General features: G+C 61.6%; 23 protein-coding genes and 2 pseudogenes. 17 read left to right on the top strand and 8 right to left on the bottom strand.

Annotated features, from left to right (window positions below):
• Nucleotides 1-239 precede the first annotated feature (239 nt).
• Together RI103_RS21180 and RI103_RS21175 are read left to right on the top strand one after the other, a co-directional pair.
• Nucleotides 240-1,058, top strand: a complete 819-nt coding sequence (locus tag RI103_RS21180; protein WP_310817388.1) for an alpha/beta hydrolase — start codon at nt 240-242, stop codon at nt 1,056-1,058.
• A gap of 392 nt (nt 1,059-1,450) precedes the next feature.
• A complete protein-coding gene (locus tag RI103_RS21175) occupies nt 1,451-1,681 on the top strand; it encodes a hypothetical protein (RefSeq protein WP_106300262.1) in 231 nt (76 codons plus the stop codon).
• A 101-nt stretch (nt 1,682-1,782) separates the two neighbouring features.
• Here the strand turns inward: RI103_RS21175 and RI103_RS21170 are convergent, their stop codons facing one another.
• Nucleotides 1,783-4,011 carry an NADP-dependent isocitrate dehydrogenase gene (locus tag RI103_RS21170; RefSeq protein WP_310817386.1) on the bottom strand — a complete coding sequence of 743 codons (2,229 nt, stop codon included), beginning with the start codon at nt 4,009-4,011 and terminating at the stop codon, nt 1,783-1,785.
• Between the two features lie 414 nt (nt 4,012-4,425).
• Between RI103_RS21170 and RI103_RS21165 the strand changes: the two genes are divergently transcribed.
• The gene (locus tag RI103_RS21165) at nt 4,426-6,609 is read left to right on the top strand and encodes a TonB-dependent siderophore receptor (RefSeq protein WP_310817385.1); all 2,184 of its coding nucleotides are present in this window, start codon (nt 4,426-4,428) and stop codon (nt 6,607-6,609) included.
• Between the two features lie 113 nt (nt 6,610-6,722).
• Here RI103_RS21165 and RI103_RS21160 read toward each other — a convergent pair.
• Nucleotides 6,723-7,108: pseudogene (locus tag RI103_RS21160) on the bottom strand (N(5)-hydroxyornithine transformylase PvdF); the annotation flags it as partial.
• 2 nt (nt 7,109-7,110) lie between these two features.
• Here RI103_RS21160 and RI103_RS21155 point away from each other — a divergent pair.
• Entirely contained in the window at nt 7,111-7,242 is a 132-nt protein-coding gene (locus tag RI103_RS21155) for a hypothetical protein (RefSeq protein ID WP_409077040.1), read from the top strand.
• 67 nt (nt 7,243-7,309) lie between these two features.
• Here RI103_RS21155 and RI103_RS21150 read toward each other — a convergent pair whose 3' ends face one another.
• A complete protein-coding gene (locus tag RI103_RS21150; RefSeq protein ID WP_310817384.1) occupies nt 7,310-8,704 on the bottom strand; it encodes a sensor histidine kinase in 1,395 nt (464 codons plus the stop codon).
• Nucleotides 8,694-9,371 carry a response regulator gene (locus RI103_RS21145; RefSeq protein WP_011492737.1) on the bottom strand — a complete coding sequence of 226 codons (678 nt, stop codon included), beginning with the start codon at nt 9,369-9,371 and terminating at the stop codon, nt 8,694-8,696. Before RI103_RS21145 ends, RI103_RS21150 begins: the two co-directional genes overlap by 11 nt.
• 261 nt (nt 9,372-9,632) lie before the next feature.
• On the opposite strand from RI103_RS21145, the gene RI103_RS21140 reads away from it, so the two are divergent.
• From RI103_RS21140 to RI103_RS21105, 8 genes are all read left to right on the top strand, one after another.
• Nucleotides 9,633-10,652: an ABC transporter substrate-binding protein gene (locus RI103_RS21140; protein ID WP_310817383.1), complete on the top strand. Its 1,020-nt coding sequence runs from the start codon at nt 9,633-9,635 to the stop codon at nt 10,650-10,652.
• 39 nt (nt 10,653-10,691) lie between these two features.
• Nucleotides 10,692-11,486, top strand: coding sequence for an ABC transporter ATP-binding protein (locus RI103_RS21135; RefSeq protein WP_310817382.1), 795 nt, complete (start codon nt 10,692-10,694; stop codon nt 11,484-11,486).
• Between the two features lie 16 nt (nt 11,487-11,502).
• Nucleotides 11,503-12,366 (top strand): ABC transporter permease, encoded by an 864-nt coding sequence (locus RI103_RS21130; protein ID WP_310817381.1) that lies wholly within the window; start codon nt 11,503-11,505, stop codon nt 12,364-12,366.
• A gap of 455 nt (nt 12,367-12,821) precedes the next feature.
• A complete protein-coding gene (locus tag RI103_RS21125; protein ID WP_310817379.1) occupies nt 12,822-13,088 on the top strand; it encodes a hypothetical protein in 267 nt (88 codons plus the stop codon).
• A gap of 344 nt (nt 13,089-13,432) precedes the next feature.
• On the top strand, nt 13,433-14,866 hold the full coding sequence (locus tag RI103_RS21120; protein ID WP_310817377.1) for a tetratricopeptide repeat protein: 1,434 nt from the start codon (nt 13,433-13,435) through the stop codon (nt 14,864-14,866).
• Nucleotides 14,867-14,965: 99 nt separating this feature from the next.
• Nucleotides 14,966-15,448, top strand: coding sequence for a glycosyl hydrolase 108 family protein (locus RI103_RS21115; protein WP_310817375.1), 483 nt, complete (start codon nt 14,966-14,968; stop codon nt 15,446-15,448).
• Nucleotides 15,448-16,140: a hypothetical protein gene (locus RI103_RS21110; protein ID WP_310818527.1), complete on the top strand. Its 693-nt coding sequence runs from the start codon at nt 15,448-15,450 to the stop codon at nt 16,138-16,140. Before RI103_RS21115 ends, RI103_RS21110 begins: the two co-directional genes overlap by 1 nt.
• A gap of 229 nt (nt 16,141-16,369) precedes the next feature.
• Nucleotides 16,370-16,687, top strand: coding sequence for a DUF4148 domain-containing protein (locus tag RI103_RS21105; RefSeq protein WP_310817374.1), 318 nt, complete (start codon nt 16,370-16,372; stop codon nt 16,685-16,687).
• A gap of 341 nt (nt 16,688-17,028) precedes the next feature.
• Here the strand turns inward: RI103_RS21105 and RI103_RS21100 are convergent, their stop codons facing one another.
• From RI103_RS21100 to RI103_RS21085, 4 genes and pseudogenes are all read right to left on the bottom strand, one after another.
• Nucleotides 17,029-17,277, bottom strand: coding sequence for a hypothetical protein (locus tag RI103_RS21100; protein ID WP_168789396.1), 249 nt, complete (start codon nt 17,275-17,277; stop codon nt 17,029-17,031).
• Nucleotides 17,278-17,371: 94 nt separating this feature from the next.
• Nucleotides 17,372-18,544, bottom strand: a complete 1,173-nt coding sequence (locus tag RI103_RS21095; RefSeq protein WP_310817372.1) for an acyltransferase — start codon at nt 18,542-18,544, stop codon at nt 17,372-17,374.
• A 94-nt stretch (nt 18,545-18,638) separates the two neighbouring features.
• The gene (locus tag RI103_RS21090; protein ID WP_310817371.1) at nt 18,639-19,685 is read right to left on the bottom strand and encodes a phytoene/squalene synthase family protein; all 1,047 of its coding nucleotides are present in this window, start codon (nt 19,683-19,685) and stop codon (nt 18,639-18,641) included.
• A gap of 119 nt (nt 19,686-19,804) precedes the next feature.
• Nucleotides 19,805-20,067: pseudogene (locus RI103_RS21085) on the bottom strand (amidohydrolase family protein); the annotation flags it as partial.
• Between the two features lie 391 nt (nt 20,068-20,458).
• On the opposite strand from RI103_RS21085, the gene RI103_RS21080 reads away from it, so the two are divergent.
• From RI103_RS21080 to RI103_RS21060, 5 genes are all read left to right on the top strand, one after another.
• A complete protein-coding gene (locus tag RI103_RS21080) occupies nt 20,459-21,934 on the top strand; it encodes an ATPase domain-containing protein (RefSeq protein ID WP_310817369.1) in 1,476 nt (491 codons plus the stop codon).
• A 6-nt stretch (nt 21,935-21,940) separates the two neighbouring features.
• Nucleotides 21,941-22,291: a response regulator gene (locus RI103_RS21075; RefSeq protein WP_310817367.1), complete on the top strand. Its 351-nt coding sequence runs from the start codon at nt 21,941-21,943 to the stop codon at nt 22,289-22,291.
• Nucleotides 22,292-22,422: 131 nt separating this feature from the next.
• Nucleotides 22,423-23,856, top strand: a complete 1,434-nt coding sequence (locus RI103_RS21070; RefSeq protein ID WP_310817365.1) for an MFS transporter — start codon at nt 22,423-22,425, stop codon at nt 23,854-23,856.
• 27 nt (nt 23,857-23,883) lie between these two features.
• On the top strand, nt 23,884-25,083 hold the full coding sequence (locus tag RI103_RS21065; protein ID WP_310817363.1) for a CoA transferase: 1,200 nt from the start codon (nt 23,884-23,886) through the stop codon (nt 25,081-25,083).
• A 2-nt stretch (nt 25,084-25,085) separates the two neighbouring features.
• Entirely contained in the window at nt 25,086-25,910 is an 825-nt protein-coding gene (locus RI103_RS21060) for a citryl-CoA lyase (protein ID WP_310817362.1), read from the top strand.
• Nucleotides 25,911-25,922: the final 12 nt, after the last annotated feature.

Genomic DNA, 25,922 nt, shown 5'->3' with positions numbered 1-25,922 from the left:
GCTGGGCAGACCCGCCGGCTACGTCGTGACCATCGACCCGAACGGAGTGGTCTCGGATGTGAACTACGAGTCGTCCGGCATGCAGTGACAGCGGCATTGCCGGCACGCAAAAACTCGTAGTCTGTTGATTTCCGGGTGGCAACGCTGGCAACCTAGAGAATTCGCACAGCAGCCAACTTGCATGCGACCAGAGTGAGGCGCCAAAGCGCCAACTCTGGTCGACAGCGGAGACAACGGCGATGGAATCCTCCACCAATCCGCACGACGACGACCTCGAGCACTTCGCAGCCCACGGCCCAGCGCCGCTGCCGGTCCCGAGCGACGAAGGCCACGTGGAGCACGAAGGCGCGCGAATCTGGTACGCGTCGTATGGAGCAGGCGCGCCGGTGATTCTGTTGCACGGCGGTCTTGGGCACAGCGGCAATTGGGGCTACCAGCTTCCCGCGCTGCTCGGCGCGGGGCATCGCGTGGTGGTCGTCGATAGCCGCGGCCACGGCCGCAGCACCCGCGACGCGCGGCCCTATCGTTACGAGCTGATGGCGTCCGACGTGCTGGCCGTCATGGATACGTTACAACTCGAACGCGCCGCGCTGGTCGGTTGGAGCGACGGCGCCTGCGTCGCGATGGTGTTGGGGATCACCGCGCCGGAGCGTGTGACAGGCGTGTTCTTCTTCGGTTGCAATATGGATCCGGGCGGCACAAAGCCGTTTGTACCGACGCCGGTGATCGAGCGCTGCTTCAGCCGCCATGCCAAAGACTATGCGCGGCTATCGGCGACGCCGGACGACTTCGAGGCGTTCGTCGGCGCGGTCAGCACGATGATGAAAACCGAGCCGAACTATTCCTCCAACGACCTGGCTCAGGTGCGCGTGCCGGTCGCAATCGTGCACAGCGAGCATGACGAGTTCATCAAGCCGGAACACGCCGACTACCTCGCCCGCACCATTCCCGGTGCAGAGTTGATTCTGCTGCCCGGCGTGAGCCATTTCGCCCCGCTGCAAAGGCCGGCGCTGTTCAATCGCGTGATGCTCGATTTCCTGCGCCGGATTGCCGGGTGAACGGACGAAGGCGCTGGCCGACTCGTCTGGCCATCCTGCCGCTGGCACGAAGATCACGACAAACCCTCAAAATTTCACGATGCGGAACGATCGAGCGCTTCGTAAAAAGTCGTGGTGCGTGGCACAAATGCGGCATTTCGCAATGCCGCCCCATGTTGCACATCGTGGAATGATGATGATAAGTCTTTATTTTTATACGATATTTTTTAATCGAACGAGGCGCCTGACAACCCGTTGCGCCGCTGCCTGCTGACGTAGACTCCTTTACAAGAGCCGGCGCTTCAGTAGTCGAGCGGATGGGAAGAGACGGAATCACTGTCTGAAGAATCCCAACCTGTGAAACGAAGCCGCCACGGCACAGCGGTTTTCAAATGGTAATTGGGAGACTAAAAATGAAAGGCTTTCGCTTTGGTTCGAATCAGGGAGCGTTCTACATTCTGCCGGGTCAGGACGGGTGGGAGGCAACCTACGGCAACGAAACGCTCGGTGAATTCGCCAGCCCGCAACAGGCCGCCGACGACCTCGCGCGCGGCTTGATCTGCCCGCATCTCTCTGAAGGCGACGACACGTCGACGCTTGAAATTCCGGAGAAGCTCAGCGATTGGGAAATCGTTCACGTGTGATGGCCGGTATGGCCGTTTCTCACGTTGGAGTAAAAACGACGATGGCGCTCGAAAGCGCCATCGTCATGTTTACCGCTTACTTCTGTGCCTGCTTCCGTGCTTTAAGCAACCGCGTCCACGATCTTGTTCAGCGTGGCGCTCGGGCGCATGGCCTTGCTCGTCAGATCGACATTCGGACGGTAGTAACCGCCGATGTCCACCGGCTTGCCCTGTGCCGCGCCCAACTCTGCGACGATCTTCGCTTCGTTCTCAGCCAGTGCCTTCGCCACGCCGGCGAACTGCGCCTGCAGCGCGGCGTCTTCCGTTTGCGCGGCCAGTGCTTCCGCCCAGTACATCGCGAGGTAGAAGTGGCTGCCACGGTTGTCGATACCGCCGATCTTGCGCGCCGGCGACTTGTCGTTGTCGAGGAACTTGCCGGTTGCCTGATCGAGCGTCTTGGCCAGAACCTGCGCCTTCGGGTTGTGATACGCGCTGCTCAGATGTTCGAGCGACGCGGCCAACGCCAGGAATTCACCCAGCGAATCCCAACGCAGGAAACCTTCTTCGACCAGTTGCTGAACGTGCTTCGGCGCCGAACCGCCCGCGCCGGTTTCGAACATGCCGCCGCCTGCCATCAGCGGGACGATCGACAGCATCTTCGCGCTGGTGCCCAGTTCCATGATCGGGAACAGATCGGTCAGGTAGTCGCGCAGCACGTTGCCGGTGACCGAAATCGTGTCCTTGCCGGCGCGGATACGTTCGATGGAGAACTTCGTTGCTTCGACCGGCGTCATGACGCGGATGTCCAGATCGGCGGTGTCGTGGTTCTTCAGGTATTGCTCGACCTTCCTGATGATCTGGGCGTCGTGCGCGCGAGCCGCATCCAGCCAGAACACGGCCGGCGTGTTGGTGGCGCGGGCGCGGTTGACCGCCAGCTTGACCCAGTCCTGAACCGGCGCGTCCTTGGTCTGGCACATGCGCCAGATGTCGCCTGCTTCCACCGGTTGCTCGATCAGCACCGTGCCGGCCGCGTCCGTCACGCGAACCACGCCGTTTGCCGGGATCTGGAACGTCTTGTCGTGTGAGCCGTATTCTTCAGCCGCCTGCGCCATCAGGCCGACGTTCGGCACCGTGCCCATAGTGACCGGGTCGAAGGCGCCGTGCTTCTTGCAATCTTCGATCACCGCCTGATAAACATCCGCGTAGCAACGGTCCGGAATCACGGCCTTGGCGTCGTGCAGCGCGCCGTCCGCGCCCCACATCTTGCCCGACTCGCGGATCATGGCCGGCATGGACGCGTCGACGATCACGTCGCTCGGCACGTGCAGGCTGGTAATGCCCTTGTCCGAGTTGACCATGGCCAGTTGCGGACGCTGTGCGTATTGCGCCTTGACGTCGGCTTCGATCGCTTCACGCGTTTGCGCCGGCAGGTCTTTCAGGCGCGCGTACAGATCGCCAATACCGTTGTTCGGATTGAAGCCGGCTTGCGCCAGCACGTCGGCGTGCTTGGTCAGCACGTCTTTGTAGAACACCGATACCACGTGACCGAAGATGATCGGATCCGACACCTTCATCATGGTGGCCTTCAGGTGCACCGAGAACAGCACGCCCTTCGCCTTCGCGTCGGCGATTTCCGCTTCGATGAAACTGCGCAGCGCGTTCTTGGAGAGCACCGAAGCGTCGATGATCTCGCCCGCTTGCACGTTGGTCTTTTCCTTCAGGACCGTCTTGGAGCCGTCGGCGGCCGTCAGTTCGATCTTCACCGAACCGGCTGCGCCGATCAGCGCCGATTTTTCGCTGCCATAGAAATCACCGCCGCTCATGTGCGCGACGTGCGACTTCGAGTCCGCGCTCCACGCGCCCATCTTGTGCGGATGCTTGCGTGCGTAGTTCTTCACTGACAGCGGCGCGCGACGGTCCGAATTGCCTTCGCGCAGCACCGGGTTGACCGCGCTGCCCTTGATCTTGTCGTAACGAGCTTTGACGTCTTTTTCGGCGTCGGTATTCGCGACATCGGGATACGCCGGCAGCTTGTAGCCCTGATCGCGCAGTTCGGTGATCGCGGCTTTCAGTTGCGGCACCGACGCGCTGATGTTCGGCAACTTGATGATGTTCGCTTCCGGACGCGTGGTGAGTCCACCCAGTTCCGCCAGATCGTCGGAACCCTTCTGTTCCGCGCTGAGGTAGTCGGGAAATGCGGCGATGATCCGGCCGGCAAGCGAAATATCGCGCGTCTCGACGATCACGTCGGACGAGCGCGTGAATGCCTTGACGATCGGCAGCAGCGAGTAGGTCGCCAGAGCAGGCGCTTCGTCGGTCAGGGTGTAGATGATCTTCGGCGGTGTGGACATGTTCGGTGCTTTGCTAGATGAAGTGTTAGACAGAGCGTTGGGCGGTGCCGACCGGCGCGTTGCGGCAAAACAACAATACGGCGCGACGCACGGCACCACTCTCTACGGCCAGAGCGTGAGTATATGCGCGTTTTCCTCCATGCGCTGCTAAACAAACATGTCCCGCCGACGTCCTCGACGGGGTCAAGCCCCGCCAGCTAAGGCTTTGAGCCGATTTTTGCATGTCTTATGACAGATGTCTTATAGATGACTTATCCAATCAGAACAAATAAATTATTAATGCGAATCATATGCATTACCATTTGAGTTCGCTGGAATTCTTACACTTCGATTACTTCAACCACACGTATCTGATGAAGCCGTTTCGCACGACTCCGGTGCGCGACAGGCGTCACGCTGTCCAATTCGAATAACATGCAGAAATTCTTTGTCGCCGGCCGACCGGCGTTTGTGCGCGGCCAACGCCGTACTCCCTCGCTGCTGAGCGCGGGGCTTCTGGCCAGCATCGGTTTGACGCTTTCCACGCTGTCGACTTCAGGCTGGGCGCAGGCCGCGGCCAGCGACGCCGGCGCGACGCTACCGGCCGTGAGCGTCTCGGCGTCGAAAGACACCACCGTGGCGCAGGCCGACACGGTCAGCGAGGGCGCGCTGGGTTTGCGCAAGCAGGTGGACACGCCGTTCTCGACTCACGTCGTAACGAGCGAGGAAGCGCAGGATCTGTTCGCGACGACCGCCAATGATCTGTACAAATACGATCCGGCAGTGTCGGTGATCAGTGACAACGCGATCAGCGAAAATTCGATGTTCACCGTGCGCGGCATGCCGATCGACACGTTGAACAGCATCAAGGTGGACGGCCAGACCTTCCCGTCGTGGGATACCGACCTCTCGCTCGAACCGTTCGAGCAGGTCGAATTGCTCAAGGGACTGTCCGGCTTCATGTACGGCTTCGGCTCGCCGGGCGGCATCGTCAACTACGTGTTGAAGCGGCCCACCGACACGCCGTACCGCAGCATCTCAATCGGCTACAGGTCGGCTGGCGTGTTCAGCGAGGCCGTCGATCTGGGCGGCCGCTTCGGCAATGACGACCGTTTCGGCTATCGCCTGAACCTCGTCAACGAAGACGGCAACACCGCCGAAGACCACGGCCACGTGCGCCGCCAGGTCGCGTCGCTCGCGTTCGACTTCCGCATCACGCCGGACCTGACGTGGAGCGCCGACGCGTTCTATCAGAAGCGCAAAACCAACGGCACGCTGTTCGGCCTGATGTTCGGCGCCGACGCGGGCGGCATTCCCGACGCGAGCAAAGTCACCCACGCGCTCACGCAGCCGCAGAATTACTACCAGACGGAAATGGCCTCGTTCGGCACGGGGCTCGATTACCGCCTCTCCGAGAACTGGCATGCGAGCATCAAGTACCGCTTCGCCAAGGAGAATCGGACCAACTCGGATAGCTTCCTGTTCGTTTCCGACCCCGCGGGCAACTACTCGAACACACTGTATGCGGCCATGACGCGCTACTTCTATCAGAACGTCGACGCCATGGTGCAAGGCCACTTCAACACCGGCAGCATCAAGCACGACGTGGTGGTAGGCGCCGGTTTCGAAACGCAAACCAGCGAGTACAGCAATAGCACGGGTTGGAACGAAGGCTACTTCCTCGGCAACGGCAATCTGTACAGCAGCACCTTGCTGACCAACGACGAAGTCAGCATCGGCTCGGACCTGTACCGTCAGCAGCGCACCACGCAAGCCGCCGTGTACGCGAGTGACACCGTGCAGCTCGCGTCGCATCTGTCGGCGCTGGTCGGCGTGCGCTACACGCAATACCAGCAGCACGTATACGATCCGAGCGGCGCGGTGACGTCGCAATACCAGGCGGACCCGGTCACGCCGACCTTCGCGCTGATGTTCAAGACCGACCCGTACTCGACGCTGTACGCGAGCTACGTGGAGTCGCTGGAACAGGGTGGTTCGGCGGCGAACTTCAACGCCAACTTCCCGGCTACCTATGGTCCGCTGCGCAGCAAGCAGTACGAGGTCGGCTTTAAAACCGACCGTGCCAAGTGGGGCGCCAACCTCGCGCTGTTCCGCGTCGATCAGGGCTACAACTACACGAACGTCGACAACATTTTCGTGCAGGACGGCACGAAGCGCTTCCAGGGCGTCGACGCGAGCGGCTGGCTTGCGCTGACAAGCGAATGGCGCGTGCTGGGCGGCGTGATGTGGCTCGACACGAAGGCAGTGGACGTGAACGACCCGAACGTGGAAGGCAAGCGCATCTACGGCGCGCCGCGCTTCACCGTGACGGGCCGCATCGAATACAACCCGTCGTATCTGCGTCCGCTGACGCTGGCGTTCGGCGGCAAGTACGTCAGCAACCAGGCCGTCGACGCGCAGAACACGCAGTTCGTGCCCGCCTATACCACGTTCGATCTGAGCGGCCGGTATGAGACGAAGATCGCCGGCAAGGACGTGACGTTCCGCGCGGGGATCAACAACCTCTTCAATCGCCGTTACTGGACGACGGCGTGGGGCTACTACGTGGCGCCGTCGCCGACGCGCACGGCCGTAGCCAGCGCAACGCTGCAGTTCTAAGCATTCCGTAACGAGGGGCGCCCGCAGCGGGCGCTCCGATCATGCCGGAATCTCCGCGACCCGCGCATCGATCGCACAGCGCGTTTTCGGCGCGGCGCGCGCCGCGGCTCCCGTCACGACTCGACTTGCGCCGATTGCCCTGCCATGATCGTGAGCCCTTCGTTCAAGGCCGGGAAAAGGCCGCGGTTGAAATTGTTCCAGCGCAGTTCGAGAATCGTATCGTTCTTATCGATTTCGGTATTCAAGACGTCGCGAATCACCTCGCCGGAATCGATCCCGTTGTCGACATAGTGAAACGATGCGCCGGTCAGATACGGCGGTCGACTACTTTCTTGCCGCGCGCGCCGTAGAGCGCGTCGAGCGTCGCATACGCGCCGCGCCGCTCATACGGCGATTCGGCGCGCGTCACGCCCGGATGGATATTCACGATCTTGCGATAGAACGGCGCACCCGGCCGGACCAGTTCGTCGAGAATGATCAGCAGGCCGTCGAGCACGACGAATGTCGGCATCGAACGAAACGATCTCGATCGAATGGCGAAACGACGCGATGTTGCAGACGCGCCTGCTGGTGAACAATCCGCGGCCGGTTAGCGAGGCGGATGCGCTGGCTATTTATACCGTCGCGTTTTGATGCGGGTTTGTGGCGAGAACGATCCGCTGATTGCGGGTTTGTCCAGAGTCGCTGTGAAATAACGGCCTTAACCCGCTTTGAGCCGCTCCGCCGCGGCTCGCGGAAACGACACGCTGATGTGCACGCCTTTGCCGCCTTCGCCTGGCTTAAGCGTGATCTCGCCGTGATGGGCGTCCGCGATTTCACGCACGATGGCAAGGCCCAACCCCGTGCCCTCCGTATCCGCGGACGCCCGAAAGAACGGCTCGAACACCCGGCTGCGCGACTCGGCCGGAATGCCGGGACCGTCGTCCAGCACGCTCACGGTAACAGCGTCGGCGTCGGCGCTCACGCCGATGGTGACGTGACCGCCGCTGCCGGTATAGCGGATCGCATTCTCCGTGAGATTGGCGATCAACGCCTGCAGCAGGCCGCGATGCCCCGCCACCGGCGCGGCGCCGTTCAGTTCGGCACCCAGATCGATGCCTCTCGCCTGTGCGAACAGCGCCAGGTCTTCCACGACCTCCATGGCGAGCGGCACCACGTCCACCGTTTCCACGGCCAGTTGCCTGTTGTCGGCGGCCTCGGCTTGTGCAAGCAGAAGCAGCTTGTTCGTGAGGCCCACCATCGAACGATTGCTGCGATGCATGGCGGCCAGTGCCTCGTCGAGCGCGGGATTCAAGCCGTCCTGCTGACGCGCGAACTGCAATTGCGTGCCGAGCAATGTAAGCGGCGTGCGCAACTGGTGCGCGGCGTCGGCGATAAAGCGGCGTTGCGCGGCCACCTGCACGCCGAGCCGCGCGATGCACTGATTGATCGCCTCCACGATCGGCCGCAACTCGGTATGCAGGCGCTCGACACGGATCGGCTCGAGTTGCATCGGATCGCGGTCCACCACATCCTCTTTCACTTTCATCAGCGGCCGCAATTCGAACGTCAGGCCGATGCACACCAGCGCGACCGCGAGCACGATCATTTCGATCTGCCTCACGAGTTGCGGTTGCCACAATTGCTGGGCCATGGCGTCGCGCGAGCGCACGGTTTTGCCGACCGTCACACGCACGCGGCGCGTCGCGCCGTTGTCGTACATGAGACGCACGAGCCCGACCGCGCGCACAGGGTGGCCTTGCAAAGCGGTGTCGTAGTGATCGGGCGTATCGGACGCTTGCGCTGGACGCACCGGGAAATCGGGCGTGCCGGCGAGCAGGGGGCCGTCGTCGACCTGCACGCTATAGAACACCTGGTCGCGGTAAGGCGAGACGAATACTTCGAGTGCGGCAGGCGGCACATCGACGTGCAGGAAGCCGTCCACCCACTCCACTTCGCCCGCGATCATGCGCGCCGACGAGATCAACTGATTGTCCTGCACCAGATCCGCCGTGCGCCGTGCGTTGTCGTATTCGGCCTTGCCGGTCACGAACACGTACAACGCTAGCGGCACCAGCAACCACCACAACAGGCGCATGCGCAGACTATTGGTCATCTTCTTTCTTGCGCAGCAGATAGCCGAGCCCACGCAGTGTGACGATCGCCGCCGAACTGCCGTCGAGTTTCTTGCGCAGACGCGAGATGTAGATTTCGACGGCGTCTTCGCTCGGCTCGTCGGCGAGCGTGAAGATCGCGTCGACCAGTGCCGGCTTCGTCACGGTCTTGCCCAAACGCAGGATCAGTGTTTCGAGCACCGAACGCTCGCGCGGTGTGACGTTCAGCGGCGCGCCCTTCAGCGTGAACTGGCGCGTGTCGATGTCGAACGCGAGATCGCCGCACACCACTTCGCTTGCCTTCGAGGGCGACTGCCGACGGATCGCCACCTTGATCCGCGCGATCAGCTCGCGCACTTCGAACGGCTTGACGAGGTAATCGTCCGCGCCGGCGCCGAGCAGTTCCACCTTTTCGTCGATCGAGCCGCTCGCCGTCAGGATCAACACCGGCGTCGCGTCGCCGCGCTGGCGCAGACGACGCAGCACGTTCTTGCCCGACAGCTTGGGCAGATTCAGGTCGAGCAGGATCACGTCGTAGTGGTTGGTGCGCAACAGCTGGTCGGCCGCGTCGCCGTCCTGCACGGCGTCGAGCGCGAACGCCTCCTGCTCCAGCATTTTCGCGAGCCAGTGCGCCAGCGTGGGGTTGTCTTCGATGAGCAGCAGCTTCATGGCGGGAACGGCAAAAGTCAGGCCGTCGATTGTGCCGTAAAACAAGGGGTTTGCGCGCGTCCGATGTGGTTTGCGGCATACGTTGTGGTGTTTGAAGTAAGGTTGCGGCGAGGTTGCGGCGAGGTTGCGGGTTAACACCCATGATTTGCCCACGGTCCAGAAAGCTGCCAGAAGGTTTCCAATTTCTATAATCGCCGTCATTCACCCAGAAAGCGCCGCGCGCAACACCCAGCGGCGACCACACCAACAGGAGACTGCTTCATGCGTACCTTGCGCCAGATTGCCGCTGTGTCAGGAGTTGCGTTCGCCCTCGCCGCCGCTTCGGCCGCCGCTCACGCGGAAAAGCTCACGATCATGGTCGGCGGCGCCACCAAGATCATCTATCTGCCCGCCAAGCTCACGGAGCAACTCGGCTACTTCAAGGACGAAGGCCTAGACGTCGAAATCCTCTCGCAACCAGCCGGCGTCGACGCGGAAAACGAACTGCTGGCAGGCGCGGTGCAAGGCGTGGTGGGCTTCTACGACCACACCATCGACCTGCAGAGCAAAGGCAAGGAAATCCAGGCGCTGGTGATCTTCGGCCAGGTGCCGGGTGAAGTGGAAATGGTCTCCACCAAGGCCGCGGACAGCTTCAAAAGCATGGCCGACTCGAAGGGCAAGACGCTCGGCGTGACCGGGCTCGGTTCGTCGACCAGCTTCCTCACGCAATACCTCGCGCAACGCGCGGGCGTGCCGTCCACGCAATACACGCTGCTGCCGGTAGGCGCGGACAACAGCTTTATCGCGGCCATCAAGCAGAGCCGCATCGACGCGGGCATGACGACCGAGCCGACCGTCTCGCAGTTGCTGAAGACGGGCGACGCCAAGGTGCTGGTCGACATGCGCACGCTGGAAGGCACGCGCGCCGCCCTCGGCGGCACCTACCCGGCGTCGAGCTTCTACGTGCAGCGCGCGTGGGCGGAGTCACACAAGGACGACGCCGCGAAGCTCTCGCACGCTTTCGCGAAGACGCTGAACTTCATCGCGACGCATAGCGCCGAAGAGATCGCCGCGAAAATGCCGAAGGACTATTACGGCAACAACAAAGACCTGTACGTCGGCGCGCTGAAGGCGTCGCTGCCGATGTTCACGAAGGACGGCAAGATGCCCGCCGACGGCCCGGAGACCGTGCTGAAGGTCCTGTCGGCGTTCAATCCATCGGTCAAGGGTAAGCATATCGACCTCGCCAAGACCTACACCAACGACTACGTGTCGGCACCGGTCAAAACCGCGGCGAAGTAACGCCCTTTCAACGTCACGAGAACAGTGAGGCACCAGCCGATGAATCAACCCCTGTCACGCGATACACCAGCAATCGAGATGCGCAACGTATCGTGCCGTTTCATTTCTCCGGATGGCAAGGCGACGATCGCGTTGCGCGACTTCAGCATGTCGGTGGCGCGCGGCGAATTCGTGGCGGTGGTCGGCCCCACGGGTTGCGGCAAGTCCACCACGCTCAGCATGATTACCGGCTTGCTGAAGCCCACCACGGGCGAAGTGCGCGTGATGGGCGCGCCGGTGGACGGCATCGATCCGCGTATCGGTTTCGTGTTTCAAGCCGACGCCGTGTTCCCGTGGCGCTCGGTGCTCGACAACGTCGCGGCAGGTCCGCTGTATCGCGGCCGCTCGAAGTCCGCCGCGTATGACGAAGCGAACGAATGGCTGCGCCGCGTGGGTCTCGACAAGTTCGGCAAGCATTATCCGCATCAACTGTCGGGCGGTATGAGAAAGCGCGTGGCGCTCGCACAAACTTTCATCAACAGGCCGGAAATCCTGTTGATGGACGAGCCTTTCTCGGCGCTCGACATGCAGACCCGCACGCTGATGCAGGACGAGCTGCTGCAACTGTGGGGCGGCGCTGGCTCGGTGGTGTTCGTCACGCACGATCTGGAAGAAGCGATTGCGCTCGCCGACCGCGTATTCGTGCTGACCGCGCGCCCGGCGACGCTGAAGAAGGTGTACGAAATCGATCTGCCGCGTCCGCGCGTCACGTCGGAGATACGTTACGAGCCGCGTTTCATCGAAATCTCGCGCGAGATCTGGCACGACCTGCGCGAAGAAGTGCAGATCGGTTAATCAAGGAACGGCAAACATGTCTACTACCCCTCAACAGATGATGCCCTCGGGCATCGACGCCGCATCGCTCGCGCATGTCGAACGGGTGGCGCAAAAACGCATCCGGCAGCGTCAGGCGCTGGTGATCACGCTGCGTATCGTCGTGCTGGTGGTCGTGCTCGGCGGGTGGGAACTGTCCGCGCGCCTGAAGTGGATCGACCCATTCTTCTTCTCGATGCCGAGTGCAATCTTCGAGCAGATCATCGACTGGTTCGTGAACGGCACCTCGCAAGGCCCGCTGCTCACTCAGGTGTGGGTCACACTCGAAGAAACCGGGCTCGGCTTCATTATCGGTTCGGTCGCTGGTGTGTTTTGCGGCATCGTGCTCGGCCGCAACAAGTTGCTCTCCGACGTATTCAGTCTCTACATCAAGATCGCCAACTCGATTCCGCGCGTGGTGCTCGGTTCGGTGTTCGTGATTGCGCTGGGTCTGGGTATGGCGTCGAAGGTGGCGCTGGCGGTGGTGATGGTGTTTTTTGTCGTGTTCGCGAATGCTTTCCAGGGCGTACGTGAAGCGGACCGCTACATGATCGCGAATGCGCAGATTCTCGGTGCGTCGCGTCGCCAGGTGACGACCTCGGTGGTGATTCCGTCGGCGTTGAGCTGGATTCTTGCCAGCCTGCACGTGAGCTTCGGTTTTGCCCTGGTCGGCGCGGTGGTCGGCGAGTTCCTCGGTTCGAAGCAAGGTATCGGTCTGCTGATTTCCACCGCGCAGGGCGCGTTCAATGCAAGTGGCGTGTTCGCCGCGATGATTGTGTTGGCCGTGGTCGCACTGGCGGCGGATTATCTGTTGACCGCGGTCGAACAGCGGTTGTTGAAGTGGCGGCCGGCTCCGGTTTAAGCGAACTAGATTGACCGTGTAGAAGACGGCTTTAAAAAGAATGCCGTTCAGCCGCAAGCTGAACGGCATTTTTCTTTGTGCAAAATGAAAGACGGAAGTAAGGCTAAATTAACCTGATCGGATTTTCTTTGTAGAAAGCCATGTATGCATTCAGGATGGCTGATTAATACTTGAATTTGCACACGGCCTATACGTCTCTTTCACATGGTGGAGACAAGTCCGGCTTTCTGAACCGTCGCCGAACAACAAAGCCTCAGCGTGCACCTTTCCTTGCTACACGAAGCAGTTCGATAACGCACCTCTCTGGTGCGCTGCGCAGAATTCGACAAGGAAGCCGGTGACCGTCTCCGCCCTGCGTTCCGTCAGACTGTCCGGCATCTGTTGCATGCCCTCCCGGCGGAACTTCCGCAATGAGGTGCCGCGAGGGCGACGCCGAGGATTTGAAGGAGATGGACATGAAGAAGGCTCTGATCATTGCAAGCGGACTGCTTTGCGCGTTCACATGGCAAGCGCGCGCTCAGGACGCCAGCACGGAGAGTACAGCACAAGCTCAACCGACAGCAGCCGACGCGGTGGGCGGCCAACCCTCCACCACTTCGATGTCCGGCGGCCCTGCTAAAGCACAGGGACTCACGCGTGCGGATGTCTACCAGCAGCTCATTCAATCGCAGAAAAGCGGCGAAGCGGCGCGTTTGCAAGACCTGTTCAAGGGCGGCAACTGAACCGCGCCGCGGCATTGGAGCGGACCGCGTAGCGGAATAGTCCGCCGCCGGATCCGCTGTATGAACGACGCCGTATTTGCGTGATCGCGCGGCAGGACGAAGCGGATACGGCGCCTGATCGAAACCCCCTTTCTCATCTCGGCGCACCCTCCCCGCCACTGTCTGCTGCCAGCAAACTTGCGATCGGCATTCGTTCGCCGGCTCGCAACACATTTCCGCCCTCACGCACGCCGCAATAGCGTACACGCCCGCTGCATAAGGCACTGTGCGCAATGGCACGGTCGATGCGTAATAAACGTCACGCAGTCGTGCAGTTACCAACATCGGCTGAATCGAGGTGCGTCATGTCGAGTGTGCAGAGTCAACGTCGGCCAATGCATTGGCGGAGCCGCTCTTTTTCCGCGGAAAACGGTCCGAAGCATCGCACGGGAAATCGCCACTTTTCAGCCGGACTTGTGCCGTTCGGGTTACGAACTGCCGGTTTCATCGGACGAGGCCCGAAGCAATTGTGGCCGTATGTTTTGCCGTGGGTCTTCGCGGTGCTCACCATCGGCTTTTTCTGCCTCGTCGTGCGTGGCGTACTCACGCGGCAATTGCTGGTGCCGCCCGTCGAAACGCCGCAGTCGCTGGTGGAGCGCGGCTATACGTCGAGCTTTCTCGCGGAACGCATCATGTCTTCGATGCGAGCGATCGGCCAGGACGCCGAATCGATTCCGCACGACACCATGACTGACAACGACGCGCAACCAGACATTCAGATCCCTGGTCAGGAGATGTCGTATGCGACCACAGTGCGCTTCATCAAAGGCGTCATTAAACGCACGGACGTTGTCGTTCATGTCGGCATCACCAGGATGAACGACAGCGCGGACTCCTACGTGGCGCATGTGCAGATTGAAGGCGGCCCCTTCAACTCCCGCGAAAGCACTGTGCCTTTCGAAGGACGCGACCTGGAAAAGTTCGTGCACGACATCGCGGCCAAAGCCATGCGTCTTGCCGAGCCGAATATTCTTGCCAGCCATCTTTATTCGCAAGTCCAGAGAACCAAGTGCTCGCTCGCGCAATGCGATTACGGCGAGATCGTCTCGATCTACGACGAAGTGCTGGCACTGCCCGCCTCCGAACAAGGCGAATGGGCGCTCGCCGGCAAAGCGTGGCTGCTCGCCAATCAGGGCCTATCGAAAGAGGCCGAACAGCAGACCCGCGAAGCGCTGACGGTGTACAAGCATTCGGCGGTGCTGCACGCAAGCCTCGGCATCGCACTCGAACAGCAGCATCGCATCGACGACGCGCTCGAAGCATTGCGAGCCGGCGCGAGCGAGAAATCGAAGACGGCAGAAAATCTGCGTCTTCTCGGCGACGTGCTCCTGCATGCGAATCGCTATTCCGAAGCACTTGATGCCTTCAGGCAGGCCGACAGAATGAAGCCGGACTCTGTCGACAACCTGCACGATTGGGGCGAAGCGCTCGTCACTGTCGGCCGCTATGACGAAGCAATCGAAAAGCTCTCCCGCGCCGTCGCACTGCGCCCCGATCTGGCTCCCTCCTACGCGGAATGGGGCCGGGCACTGGATCGCAAAGGCGATCTGCCCGGCGCCTCGCGCAAATTTGCGCAAGCGTTGCAACTCGACGCGGGGACTCTGTCCGCGCGGGAAAGTCATCTGGCGCGTGTTGCCAGAGCGGCGCAGGGAGGCAATCACCCGGACGTGTCGAAACCCAATGGCGGAGTCAGACCTGTTGCGAATCCGCACGCCTTACTTCAGTTGCAAACCGCATGACGAACAACCAGCCATAGCAGATGGATCTCGATGCAGATGGCTTAGTCCGGAAGCATCTTGCGCTTGCAGTAAAACACCCAGTTGAAGAGGAGATGTGCGATGGACAGTTTCGAAGAGGCGTTCAAGGCTCTGATCGGCAATGAAGGCGGTTACTCCTTCAATCCGCATGACCCTGGCGGCGAAACGATGTGGGGCGTCACGGCACGCGTGGCACGCAGCGCGGGTTATACGGGCGCCATGAAAGATCTGCCGCTGGATACGGCCAGACAGATCGCCAAACAGAAATACTGGGACCCGTTGCATCTCGACGAACTCGATCCGCGCGTAGCCTTCCAGATATTCGACGCCAATTACAACGGCGGCCTCGTGGTGTTGTGGATGCAAAAAGCTTCCGGCGCGAAAGAAGACGGCAAGTTCGGCCCGGACACACTGGATGCGGTCAAAAGCGCGGACCCGTTGAAGTTCGTCATGCGCTTTGCCGCTTATCGCTTGCGTTACCTGCGCAACCTGCATGCATGGTCCAATTTCAGCCGTGGATGGACCGAACGAATGGCCGCTAATCTTCTCCTGGGAGCAGCATGATGGACTGGTCTAAAGTAGCGTCGAACATCGGCAGCAGCGCACCGCTTCTCGCCGGCCTCGTGGGTGGTCCGATCGGCGTGGGCGTGACGGCCGCCGCCGCGATCATTTCGCATGCGCTCGGAACGCCCAGCGATCCCGGCGTCGTGGAACTCGCGTTGAACGACCCCAGCGCACTCGAGAAGGTCCGGCAAGCCGAGAGTGCGAACTCGTTGCAGCTGCAACAGTTGATGGTCAGTGCCGCGCAAGCGAGCCTCGCGCACGAAAGCGACATGGCGCGCATCCAGGCCGCCGATCGGGCCGACGCGCGCGCGATGGGCATCAGCAACAAGGATTGGGTGCCCAAAGTCCTTGCGATGGCGGTTACTGCCGGTTTCTTCGGCATCCTGTTGCTCATGGCCTTCCAGCCGCTGCCGGGCGCGAACAAGGATCTCGTCAACGTGATCGTCGGCGCATTGGGTACGGCGTGGATCAGCATCATCGGCTACTACTTCGGCACGTCGGTGGGATCGATGCGAAAGACCGAGTTGCTCGCCAAGCCCAGCGTTCCGATCACCGCGGACAGCGCTGTCACGCTTCGCGAGCCCGCCACGGCTTCGGCATCACGTCCGCAAGCGGCGCCGGCTCCGTCGCACAGCGACGTATTCCAGCAATTCACGCCGGGTGGACAAGGTCCGATTTTCTCGGGCAGTTGATTAGCGGTGCGATCAGGGACGAGACGACGCACGCGGCGAGAGAACGGCTCTCCGCGTGCGTCGTAGCGCATACCACGCCTCCGAGTACCGACTGGTTGTCTCAAATCCAGCAACAAACATTACCTGAAACGGTGATTACTCTCTCCAGGTCGCAAAACTACAAGGCAATCACTGAATACGAACCAGAACGTTCGTAGCAAGATAAAAACCGAATTGGAGGTAGTTCATCATGAAATCGCTCATTCAAGCTGTTGTCGTCGCCGCTGTATTGGCCGCTCCCGTTGCTTCGTTTGCGCAGTCCAACCAGCCTGTGACCCGCGCTCAGGTGCGCGCGGAACTGGTTCAACTTGAAAAGGCAGGCTATCACCCGGGCCTCTCCGACCCGTACTACCCGGCCGACATTCAGGCCGCACAAGCGCGCGTCGCCCGTCAGAACGGCACCGCGCAGGCAGCGGAAAGTGGTTACGGTGGTGTGGTGAGCGGCGCTTCGCAAGCGGGCAACCAGGTTCCGGCGAACGGCTCGAAGTCGATTTACTTCGGCAACTAAACTGCAGCCGCGCGGTAGTCAGGCAGTAACCCGACCGTAACCAGCTATTCGGCGAGTGGAACTCATAGACGCAAAGTCTTTGCGGCAACCAGGCGCCCAGCGCACCAAAAACAGGTGCGCCACGATTCAAAACGAACTGGCCCGCGACCGAGCATCCCCGATCACGGGCCAGTTTTGTATTCCTTACCTCCGTCATCGGACGCCCGATGGCTTCGCCTGGACCTTCACGGTCCGGGCGCTTTTTATTGGCGCATTGCCTGGCTGCGCCTTTGTCAATATCGAAACGGCGCCCGCAATGTCGGACTACGCACAGGTCTCAGATAGTGGGCCGGCGAGCAGCGTCAGTCGCGCGCGACCAGATCGCCTACTTGACCGCGCCCGGTGACGAGACAACTCGAGAGGAAATTCTCGCCCTGGCTGCTCGCCCCGATATCGCCAAAGCCTTTTTTCAGCGCGTTCGACTTGACCATCTCCGCGCCCTGGTGACAGGTTATTGTCCCCATCTCCCCGGCTTGCGCGCGCATCAGCGCCCTATCCGCCATCAGATAGCCGAGCAACAGCACCACGGCAATATTGAACGCTTGTCTCATGGTTCGTCTCCTCTTTTGAAGAGACTAACGCGAACCATGGATGCACGGTCCTAGGGGTTTCCCGATCGATGGCTAATCCGTGATGCAGATTAAATCAGGTCACGCTTCCGCGCGATCCGTTATGCGGCGTGACTGGATCCGGTCTTGCCCGTAGAAAATGGAACTTCTGAATGCTCCGCTGAACGCGCTTGGTATTCCGCTCGAACAGCAGGTACACCGCGTACGCATACACGTAGCAGGCGGCAAGCATGCCCGCGAGCACCAGCGCGCCGCGTGCATCGAACTGGATACGGTGCCCGAATCCGACCGCGGCGACGAATAGAATGAACGAGAAGTGTGTCAGATACAGCGAATAGGAGAACCCGGAAAACAGAACCGCGATACGCGACAGGGGTGCCGGACGCAGTCGAACGTTTTCCCAGAGAATGCAACGCAGGAAGACGAAACACGGTACGCCGACGAGCCAATCATTGCTCCACAGGAACAAGCGCAAGCACACCAGTGCCGCGAGAAAAACCGCCCCGCTTGCGAGCGTGAACCACGGCAAACCTGTACGAACGCCGCGCGCTGGAAAACGCTTTTCCAGCAACGCCAGGACGACGCCGAGCAGCCACAGTCCGAAGCCGTTCAGCAGCGACGGAAACGCAATCATCGTCGCGAGTGCGAAAGCAGCCGCGGCGACGGCACCGAACCCGCGGCGCCGACGTAGTAGTACGAAGCACGCGGGAAACCATAGGTAGTACCAGAACTCGTTAGCCAGACTCCACAGCGGTCCATTGGAGCCATACGTGCCGCACGCCAGGGTCTGCAGGAACGCGAAGTTGCAGGCGAGCGTCGCCGAGCCGAGATGCGATGCCACGTTGATCTGCTGATCGAACGTACCTTCGGTCCCGAGATAAAACGGACCGCCAACGAGCGCGATGCCCAGGCGATCCCAGAACATCGTCAACAGCAACGCAGGAATCAGCACGATCCACAGCCGCGACAGGCGCTCGGTCAGATAGCGCTGCCAACTCCATGTTCCGGACTCGACCTGGCGCAACACCGAACCGCCCACGAAATAGCCGCTCAGCAAGAAGAACACGATTACCGCAGTGTGGCCGTAGTTACTGAGGAAATAGAACGCCTTGCCGGCCAGCCCGATTCCAGTACTCGCACGGTAGTCGACAAACATGAGATTGCGCAGATGACTCACGCATACCGCGCCTGCCGCTAATGCGCGGATCAGGTCGAGCGTGTCGCAATGGTGTTTGCCGGTGAGCGCCATATGAATCTGGATCGGACAAAGGGCTTGTCCGCCAAACTACGGTTCACCGGCTTTTTATTCGGTACGTTCCCACACACTGCGTGCTTCATAACCCTCAGAGCCGGGCTTCGATCTGCCTGATTCGCCGTTCGATAGCGTTGCGTACCAGTCCATTCGAAGGCACCAGCAACAGCGACGACGCGATGATCTGATACACCTTATTGCGCCGCACCTTGGAGACTTTCTGCGGATCGAGCCAGGCGTCGTTGTCCACGAGCAGGAGCAGCGTCTCAAGGCCGATCAGAATCGGCCACAAACACGCGAGACGTAAGCGCACTGAAAACGCGGGAATCGCCAGCGTGTAGTCGAGGGCTTCGCGGAAATGATCGAGTGTCTTGCGCAGCAGCTCGACCATCAGCGGCCGGGCGCGCACCGAATTGGCCGGCAACAGCAGGTCTCGCGCGCTTAGACCATATCGTTCGAGCAGGGTCTGCGGCAGGTAACAGCGGCCGATCCGCAAATCCTTGCCGCAATCGCGCAGCACGTTGGTCATCTGCAGTGCCTTGCCAAACCGCACGCCGCGCCGCGCCATTGTCTCGGGCCGCTCCTTCAGCGTGCCGGGCATGTGTGCGTAAGTCATCGTGGTCCAGAATTCGCCGACGCAACCCGCCACGAGATATGTATAGCGGTCGAGTTCGTCGTATTCGCGCAGCGCCGCGATCTGGCCGGAACGTTCATCGGGAAAGGTACGCAGATCGAACTCCATGCCTTCGGTCAGCGTCGAGACGATCTCGCGCACGGCGCTGCGATCGGCTTCGCTCAGTTGCGACAACACGTCGAGCGCGGGGCCGAGCGATTCGAGCAGGATCTTCTCGTCCGACTGGATCTGCTGCCCAGCCACTTCGGCGGCCATCCGCTGGAATAGCGCGCCGTCGTCCGCTACACCGTTTACCTGATCTCGCAGCGACAACAGCAACGCGAGGCGTTGGTCCGGCGAGATCAGCGCGGTGTCCGCGATGGTGTCGGCCGCGCGTGCCAGCAGGTAGGCGAGTCCGATCGGATCGCGCATCCCGACGGGCAGCACGCGCAGGGTGAGATAGAAGGAGCGTGAAACGCCTTTCAGGAGCGGGCCGAGAAGGAAGGCCCGGGTCGGATTCGGCATGGATTGGATCAGGTCGGTATTGGGCAGGAAAGCAGGCAAAAATCGGGCGCTGCCGAATTGTATACGGCGAAACGCCTCTGCCGTGCGCGGCGGATCTGCCCTGCTAACCACCCACCCTCTCAGCTGTCTTTCTGAAGCCCCAGCAGGCCGATCGCGTTCTGCTTGAGAATCAAGGGCTGCACCTCTTCCCTGAAACCAACCTGCTTGAAATCCTCCAGCCAGCGGTCCGGCTGAATCAACGGAAATCCGAACCGAACAGCATCTTGCGCTTCAGCACCGTGTTGGCGTGACGAAGCAACTCGGGCGAAAAAGACTTCGACGACCAGCCGGACAGGTCGATATAAACATTGGGCTTATGCAACGCGATCGACGACGCCTGCTCGACCGGCTTCACCGCCGCAAACAGTTTCGCCTGTAGCTGAGTCAGGAGCGGGTCGTCGGCCCGTTTCCCTGTACCCGCCTCGCGCATGACGTGTAGCTTTGCACGGTCGCATGCGCGAGGCGGCGTCTGAATCCCCTCTGCTTACATCACGTTGAAAAATTCGCCGCCATGCCGGCGGTCGGCAACGCGCCGCCCCGCTCCCTTGCATTGCGCGCCCCACGTGCCGTTCGCCAAGCGCGCCGCCGCCAGGTAGAATCCTCCGCATCCCATGCCAACGCGCAGCGTCGCCGCCCCGGAGCGGGAACGCGGATTGCTGATAGCAGTAAGTTTGAGCAATAGGCGGTTCATCCGCGAACCGTCGCTTCTCCGCACTTTGAACGGCACTTCGACAATGACTAACCACGAATCTCAGGCATCTTCCCGATCCAATGTGGAAACGGGCGTCCCCGGTCTCGACGAGATCCTGGGCGGCGGTCTGGTCCGCGGCGGCGTGTATCTGCTGGAAGGCATGGCCGGCGCCGGCAAGACGATTCTGTCGAGCCAGATTGGTTTTCATCGCGTAAGCCAGGGCGAGAAGGTGCTGTACATGACCTTGATCGCCGAATCGCACGACAAGCTGCTGGGGCATCTCAAGGGTCTGAGCTTCTTCGACGAGAAGGCGGTCGCGCAGCAGATGCTGTTCGTCTCCGGCTATCACGAACTGATGCAGGACGGTCTCGACGGCTTCCTCAAGCTGATTGCCTCGAGCATTTACGATTACCGCCCGAGCCTCATGATCATCGACGGCTTTCGCAGCGCGCGTGAATTCAGCGAAACCGAGCTATCGCTGTCCAAGTTCATCCACGAGTTGAATGCGCTGGTCGCGGCGATGGATTGCACGACCTTGCTGCTCGCCCCGCTCTCCGGCAACGAGCCGCATCCGGAACATACGCTGGTCGACGGTCTGATCGAGCTGAACCGTTACAACGACGGCATGCGCCGCGCGCGCGAAATCGAAGTCCACAAGATGCGCGCGCGCAATCATCTGATGGGCAAGCACTTCTTCCGCATTGCCGAAAGCGGGCTCCTGATGTTCCCACGCCTGGAAGCGCAGTCTGCCGCCCCTCCGGGTCCGGTAGATCTGAAAACGCGCCTCGGTTTCGGTTTGCCGCACCTCGATGGCCTGCTCGGCGGCGGCTTTGCGCAAGGCTCCACGACTACGCTGATCGGGCCATCGGGCGTCGGCAAAACGCTGCTGTGTCTGCAATTTCTCGCGGCCGGCGTGGCACGCGGCGAACGCTGTGTTTACCTCGGCTTTTACGAAGGACCGCAGCGGCTGGTCGGCAAAGCCGAGGCCGTGTCGATCGGCCTGACCGAGGCGTATGAGGACGGCCGGCTCGTGATCCAGTGGCAACCGGCCATCGAACTCGCCGTCGACGAGCTCGCGGCCACCGCGCTCGCCACGGTCAAGAGCATCGGCGCGTCGCGCATCGTGATCGACGGTGTGGAAGGTTTCCGCGATTCCGCGTTGCGCATTGAGCGCTTTGGCCTGTTCCTGAATGCGCTGCTACACCAGCTTCGCGAAGCCTGCGTCACTACGCTGCTGACCGAAGAACTGCCGCTTTACGCGGCCCCTGGCCACGCGAAGAGCGTGCGCGTTTCGGCGCTGACCGAGAACCTCATGCTGCTGCGTTACGCCGAAACCGAAACGGGTCTGCAGCGCATGATTTCCGTGGTCAAGCAGCGCGAAAGCGCCCACGACACATCCTTGCGCGAGCTGGTGATTTCGTCTCAGGGCCTCGACGTGATCGAAAACTCGGGGAGCCCCGCCAGCCTGCATTCGCCGGGCGGCCTGTCGGTCACGCTACAGCCGGGACGAAATACCTAGAAGCCCATGAAAACCATTCTGGTCGTGGACGACGAGTTCGACATCCTCACGGTCTGGCGGCTGCTGCTGGAGCGGCACGGCTATACCGTGCTGACGGCGTCGAACGGGGCCGCCGCGCTCGAACAGATACGCAAGACCCGGCCCGACATCATCTTGTCGGACTGCATGATGCCGATCATGTCGGGGATGCAATTGTGCGCGGCGCTGAACGCCGATCCTGATCTGCGCGCCATTCCGATCATTCTGTGCAGCGCGGCCGCGGATATCCCCGTGCAGCCGAATCCCCACATTGAATACGCGCGTAAGCCGCTTTCCTTCGACACGCTGCTGGCCATGCTCGAGCGCATGGCCGCGTAAAACAGCCTCTCTAGGTAAAACCCCGGATTCCTGGCGTCCGCCACACCGACTACTCTCGGCACACCTTTTAAATAGAACGTCGTTCTGCGCAACAGAACGTCACTGACGAGAGCCATCCGAAGGAGGATTTCATGGCAAGCCTGCCGATCGACGCGTCCGGTGCGTCGCCCCAGTCAAGCGCCGACGCGCAGGGGCCCGCGCCCGGCGTCAACGCGCGCATCGACCGCCTGCCCGCAACGCGTGCGGTGTGGATGCTGGTGTTCCTGCTGTCCATCGGCGGCTGGTTCGAGTTCTACGATCTGTTCTTCACCGCGTACGTCGGCCCCGGCCTCGTCAAGAGCGGCGTCTACTCGACGACGACCGCGTCGTTCTTCGGCGTGTCCGGTCTTGGCGCGTTCGTGGCGGCGTCGTTTGCCGGGCTCTTCATCGGCACTTTCTTGCTGGCGGGCATGGCCGACCGCTACGGCCGCAAGACGGTGTTTACCGTTTCGCTGCTGTGGTACTCCGCCGCGACGCTCATCATGGCGCTGCAAAGCACGGCGCCCGCCATCAATCTGTGGCGCCTGATTGCCGGCATCGGCGTGGGCGTCGAGCTGGTGACGATCGATACGTACGTCAGCGAACTCGTGCCCAAACATTTGCGCGGTCGTGCCTTCGCGTTCGTGCATCTGGTGCAGTACAGCGCGGTGCCGTCGGTCGCGTTCCTTGCGTGGTGGCTGGTGCCGCTCACGCCATTCGGGCTCGACGGCTGGCGCTGGGTCGTGATCATCGGCGCGTTGGGTGCGGTGGTGGTGTGGGCGATTCGCCGGCGCGTGCCGGAAAGCCCGCGCTGGCTCGCGCAACAAGGGCGCGCCGCCGAAGCCGAGCAAGTGCTGCAGGCGCTGGAAGCGAAAGTCGCCGCGCAATACGGCAAGCCTCTGCCGCCCGCCGTGCCGACCGTCGAACCCGCAACCACCAAGGCTGCGTTCCGAGAAATCTGGCAGCCGCCGTATCGCAAACGCGCGATCACGATGCTCGTCTTCAATCTGTTCCAGTCGATCGGTTTCTACGGCTTCGCCTCATGGGTGCCGACGCTGCTCGTCTCCAAAGGCGTGACCATCACGCACAGTCTGCTGTACTCGTTCGTGATCGCGGTCTCGAATCCGTTCGGGCCGCTGATCGGCATGGCAATCGCGGACCGCATCGAACGAAAGACGTTGATCGTGCTGTCGGCGCTCGGCATTGCCGTGTTCGGCAGCCTGTTCGCGACGCAAACCTCGCCCGCCATGCTGATGACGCTCGGCGTGTTGATCACGCTGTCCGGCACGCTGCTCTCGGTCGGCTATCACGCGTATCAAACCGAACTCTTCCCGACGCGTTTGCGGGCGCGCGCCGTCGGCTTCGTCTACTCGATGTCGCGTCTGTCGGCCATGTTCTCCGGTTTCATGATCGCGTTCGCGCTGCGTCACTTCGGCGTGAGCGGTGTATTCGCGTTGATCAGCGCGTCGATGGTAATGGTGATGGGCGCGATCGGCATCTTCGGACCGCGTACCAACCATCGTAATCTCGACGAAATTTCGCATTGAACCGCATTTGAACAAGAGGCTTTAAAGATGACGCTGCCGTTGGCTGGAGTCCGCGTACTGGACTTATCGAATGTATTGGCCGGTCCGTTTTGCGCATATCAGCTCGCGCTGCTCGGCGCCGAAGTGATCAAGGTCGAGCATCCGGAAGGCGGTGATCTGGCGCGCCGCCTGGGCGCCGACAAGGACGCGTCGGCGCGCAATATGGGCGCCTCGTTCGTCGCCGTGAACGCAGGCAAGCAGTCGCTTACGCTCAATCTGAAGGACCCGCGCGGCAAGGCGATTCTGCGCGAGCTCGTCAAAACCGCGGACGTGCTGGTCGAAAATTTCCGGCCCGGCGTGATGACGCGGCTCGGCCTCGATTTCGACGCGCTGCGCGAGGTCAATCCAAACCTCGTGTATTGCGCGATCTCCGGCTTCGGCATGGACGGCGAGTTTTCAAAGCGGCCTGCTTACGACCAGATCATCCAGGGCATCTCCGGCGTGATGAGTGTGACCGGCGACGCCGAGAGCGCACCGTTGCGCGTCGGCTACCCGGTGTCGGACACGGTGGGCGGTCTTACCGCGGCGTTCGGCATTTGCGCCGCGTTGCTCGACGCGCGCGCCACGGGCCACGGCCGCATGCTCGACGTGTCGATGCTCGAAGCCACGCTCGCGACCATGGGCTGGGTCGTCTCGAACTTCCTGAATGCGGGCGTCACGCCGACGCCGATGGGCAACGAGAACTTCACGGCCGCGCCGTCGGGCACCTTCAAAACCGGCGACGGCCCGCTCAATATCGCCGCCAACGAGAACAAACAGTTCGCGAGCTTGTGTGAGTTGATCGGGCGCGCGGATCTGCTCGACGATCCACGTTTTTCGGAACGCAACGCTCGCAAACTGAATCGCGTGGCACTGAAAGCAGAGATCGAAGCGGCACTCGCGCACGACAGCGCCGTGAACTGGGAAGCACGTTTCTTCGAAGCAGGCGTGCCGGCCGGCCGCGTGATGTCGGTGCCGGAGATTCTCGCGCATCCGCATCTGGAGTCGCGCGGCTTCATCCGCGAATTTGCCGCGGATGCCGACACGGACCGCCAGCGCGTGACTCGCGCGGGTTTTCGTCTGCACGACGCGGATACGGCGCCGACTACACCCGCGCCGGTGCTGTCGGCTCACACACATGAACAACTCGCCGCGCTCGGTTACGACGACGCGCAGATCGACCAACTACGCGCCGAAGGAGTGGTCTGAACATGACGCAGGCATTCGACGCAGCGAAGCTCGCTGCCGACTATTGGAGCACCTCGATCATCGACATTCATCCGGGCTCGATCAACGTGCGCGGTTTCCCGATCCAGGAATTGATCGGCAACATCAGCTTTCCGCAGATGATCTGGCTGATGCTGCGCGGCGAACTGCCCGACGTCGAGCAGGCACGTCTGTTCGAAGCGGCGCTGGTTTCGTCGGTGGATCATGGGCCGCACGCGCCGTCGATTGCGATCTCGCGGATCGCGACTAGTTGCGGCTTACCGCTGAACGGCGCGATGGCCTCCGCGATCAACGCGCTGGACGACGTGCACGGCGGCGCGGGTCAGCAGGCGGTCGAACTGTACGACGCGATCGATGCGCGCATGCGAGCGGGCGCCGCGTTGGAAGACGCCGTCGAACAAGGCGTGGATACCTTCATCGCGGCGCACGGCAAATATCTGCCTGGCTTCGGGCATCGCTTTCATCCGGTCGATCCGCGTGCGCCGCGGCTTCTCGCGCTGGTGGACGAGAACGTGCGTGCGGAGCGCATCAGCGGACGCTATGCCGCGATCGCACGCGGCATCGAAGCGCTGCTCATGGGCCGCAAGAGCAAGCCCGTGCCGATGAATATCGACGGCGCCACCGCTGTGATCTACGCCGAACTCGGTTTTGCGCCCGAGTTGGCGCGCGGCGTGTTCTGCCTGTCGCGCGCGGTCGGCATTCTGTCGCATGCATGGGAACAGCGCGGACGCAAGGAGCGCAACAAAGGTCCGATGCCACGCCAGATGGCCTACACGTACACCGGCAAGCCCGAGCGGCATTTGCCTTGAACCACCTGCCCT

This window comes from Paraburkholderia sp. FT54 (genome assembly GCF_031585635.1).
GTDB lineage: Bacteria > Pseudomonadota > Gammaproteobacteria > Burkholderiales > Burkholderiaceae > Paraburkholderia.
Note: the sequence above shows the minus strand (reverse complement) of the source record. Positions and strands in the feature narration are given on the sequence as shown.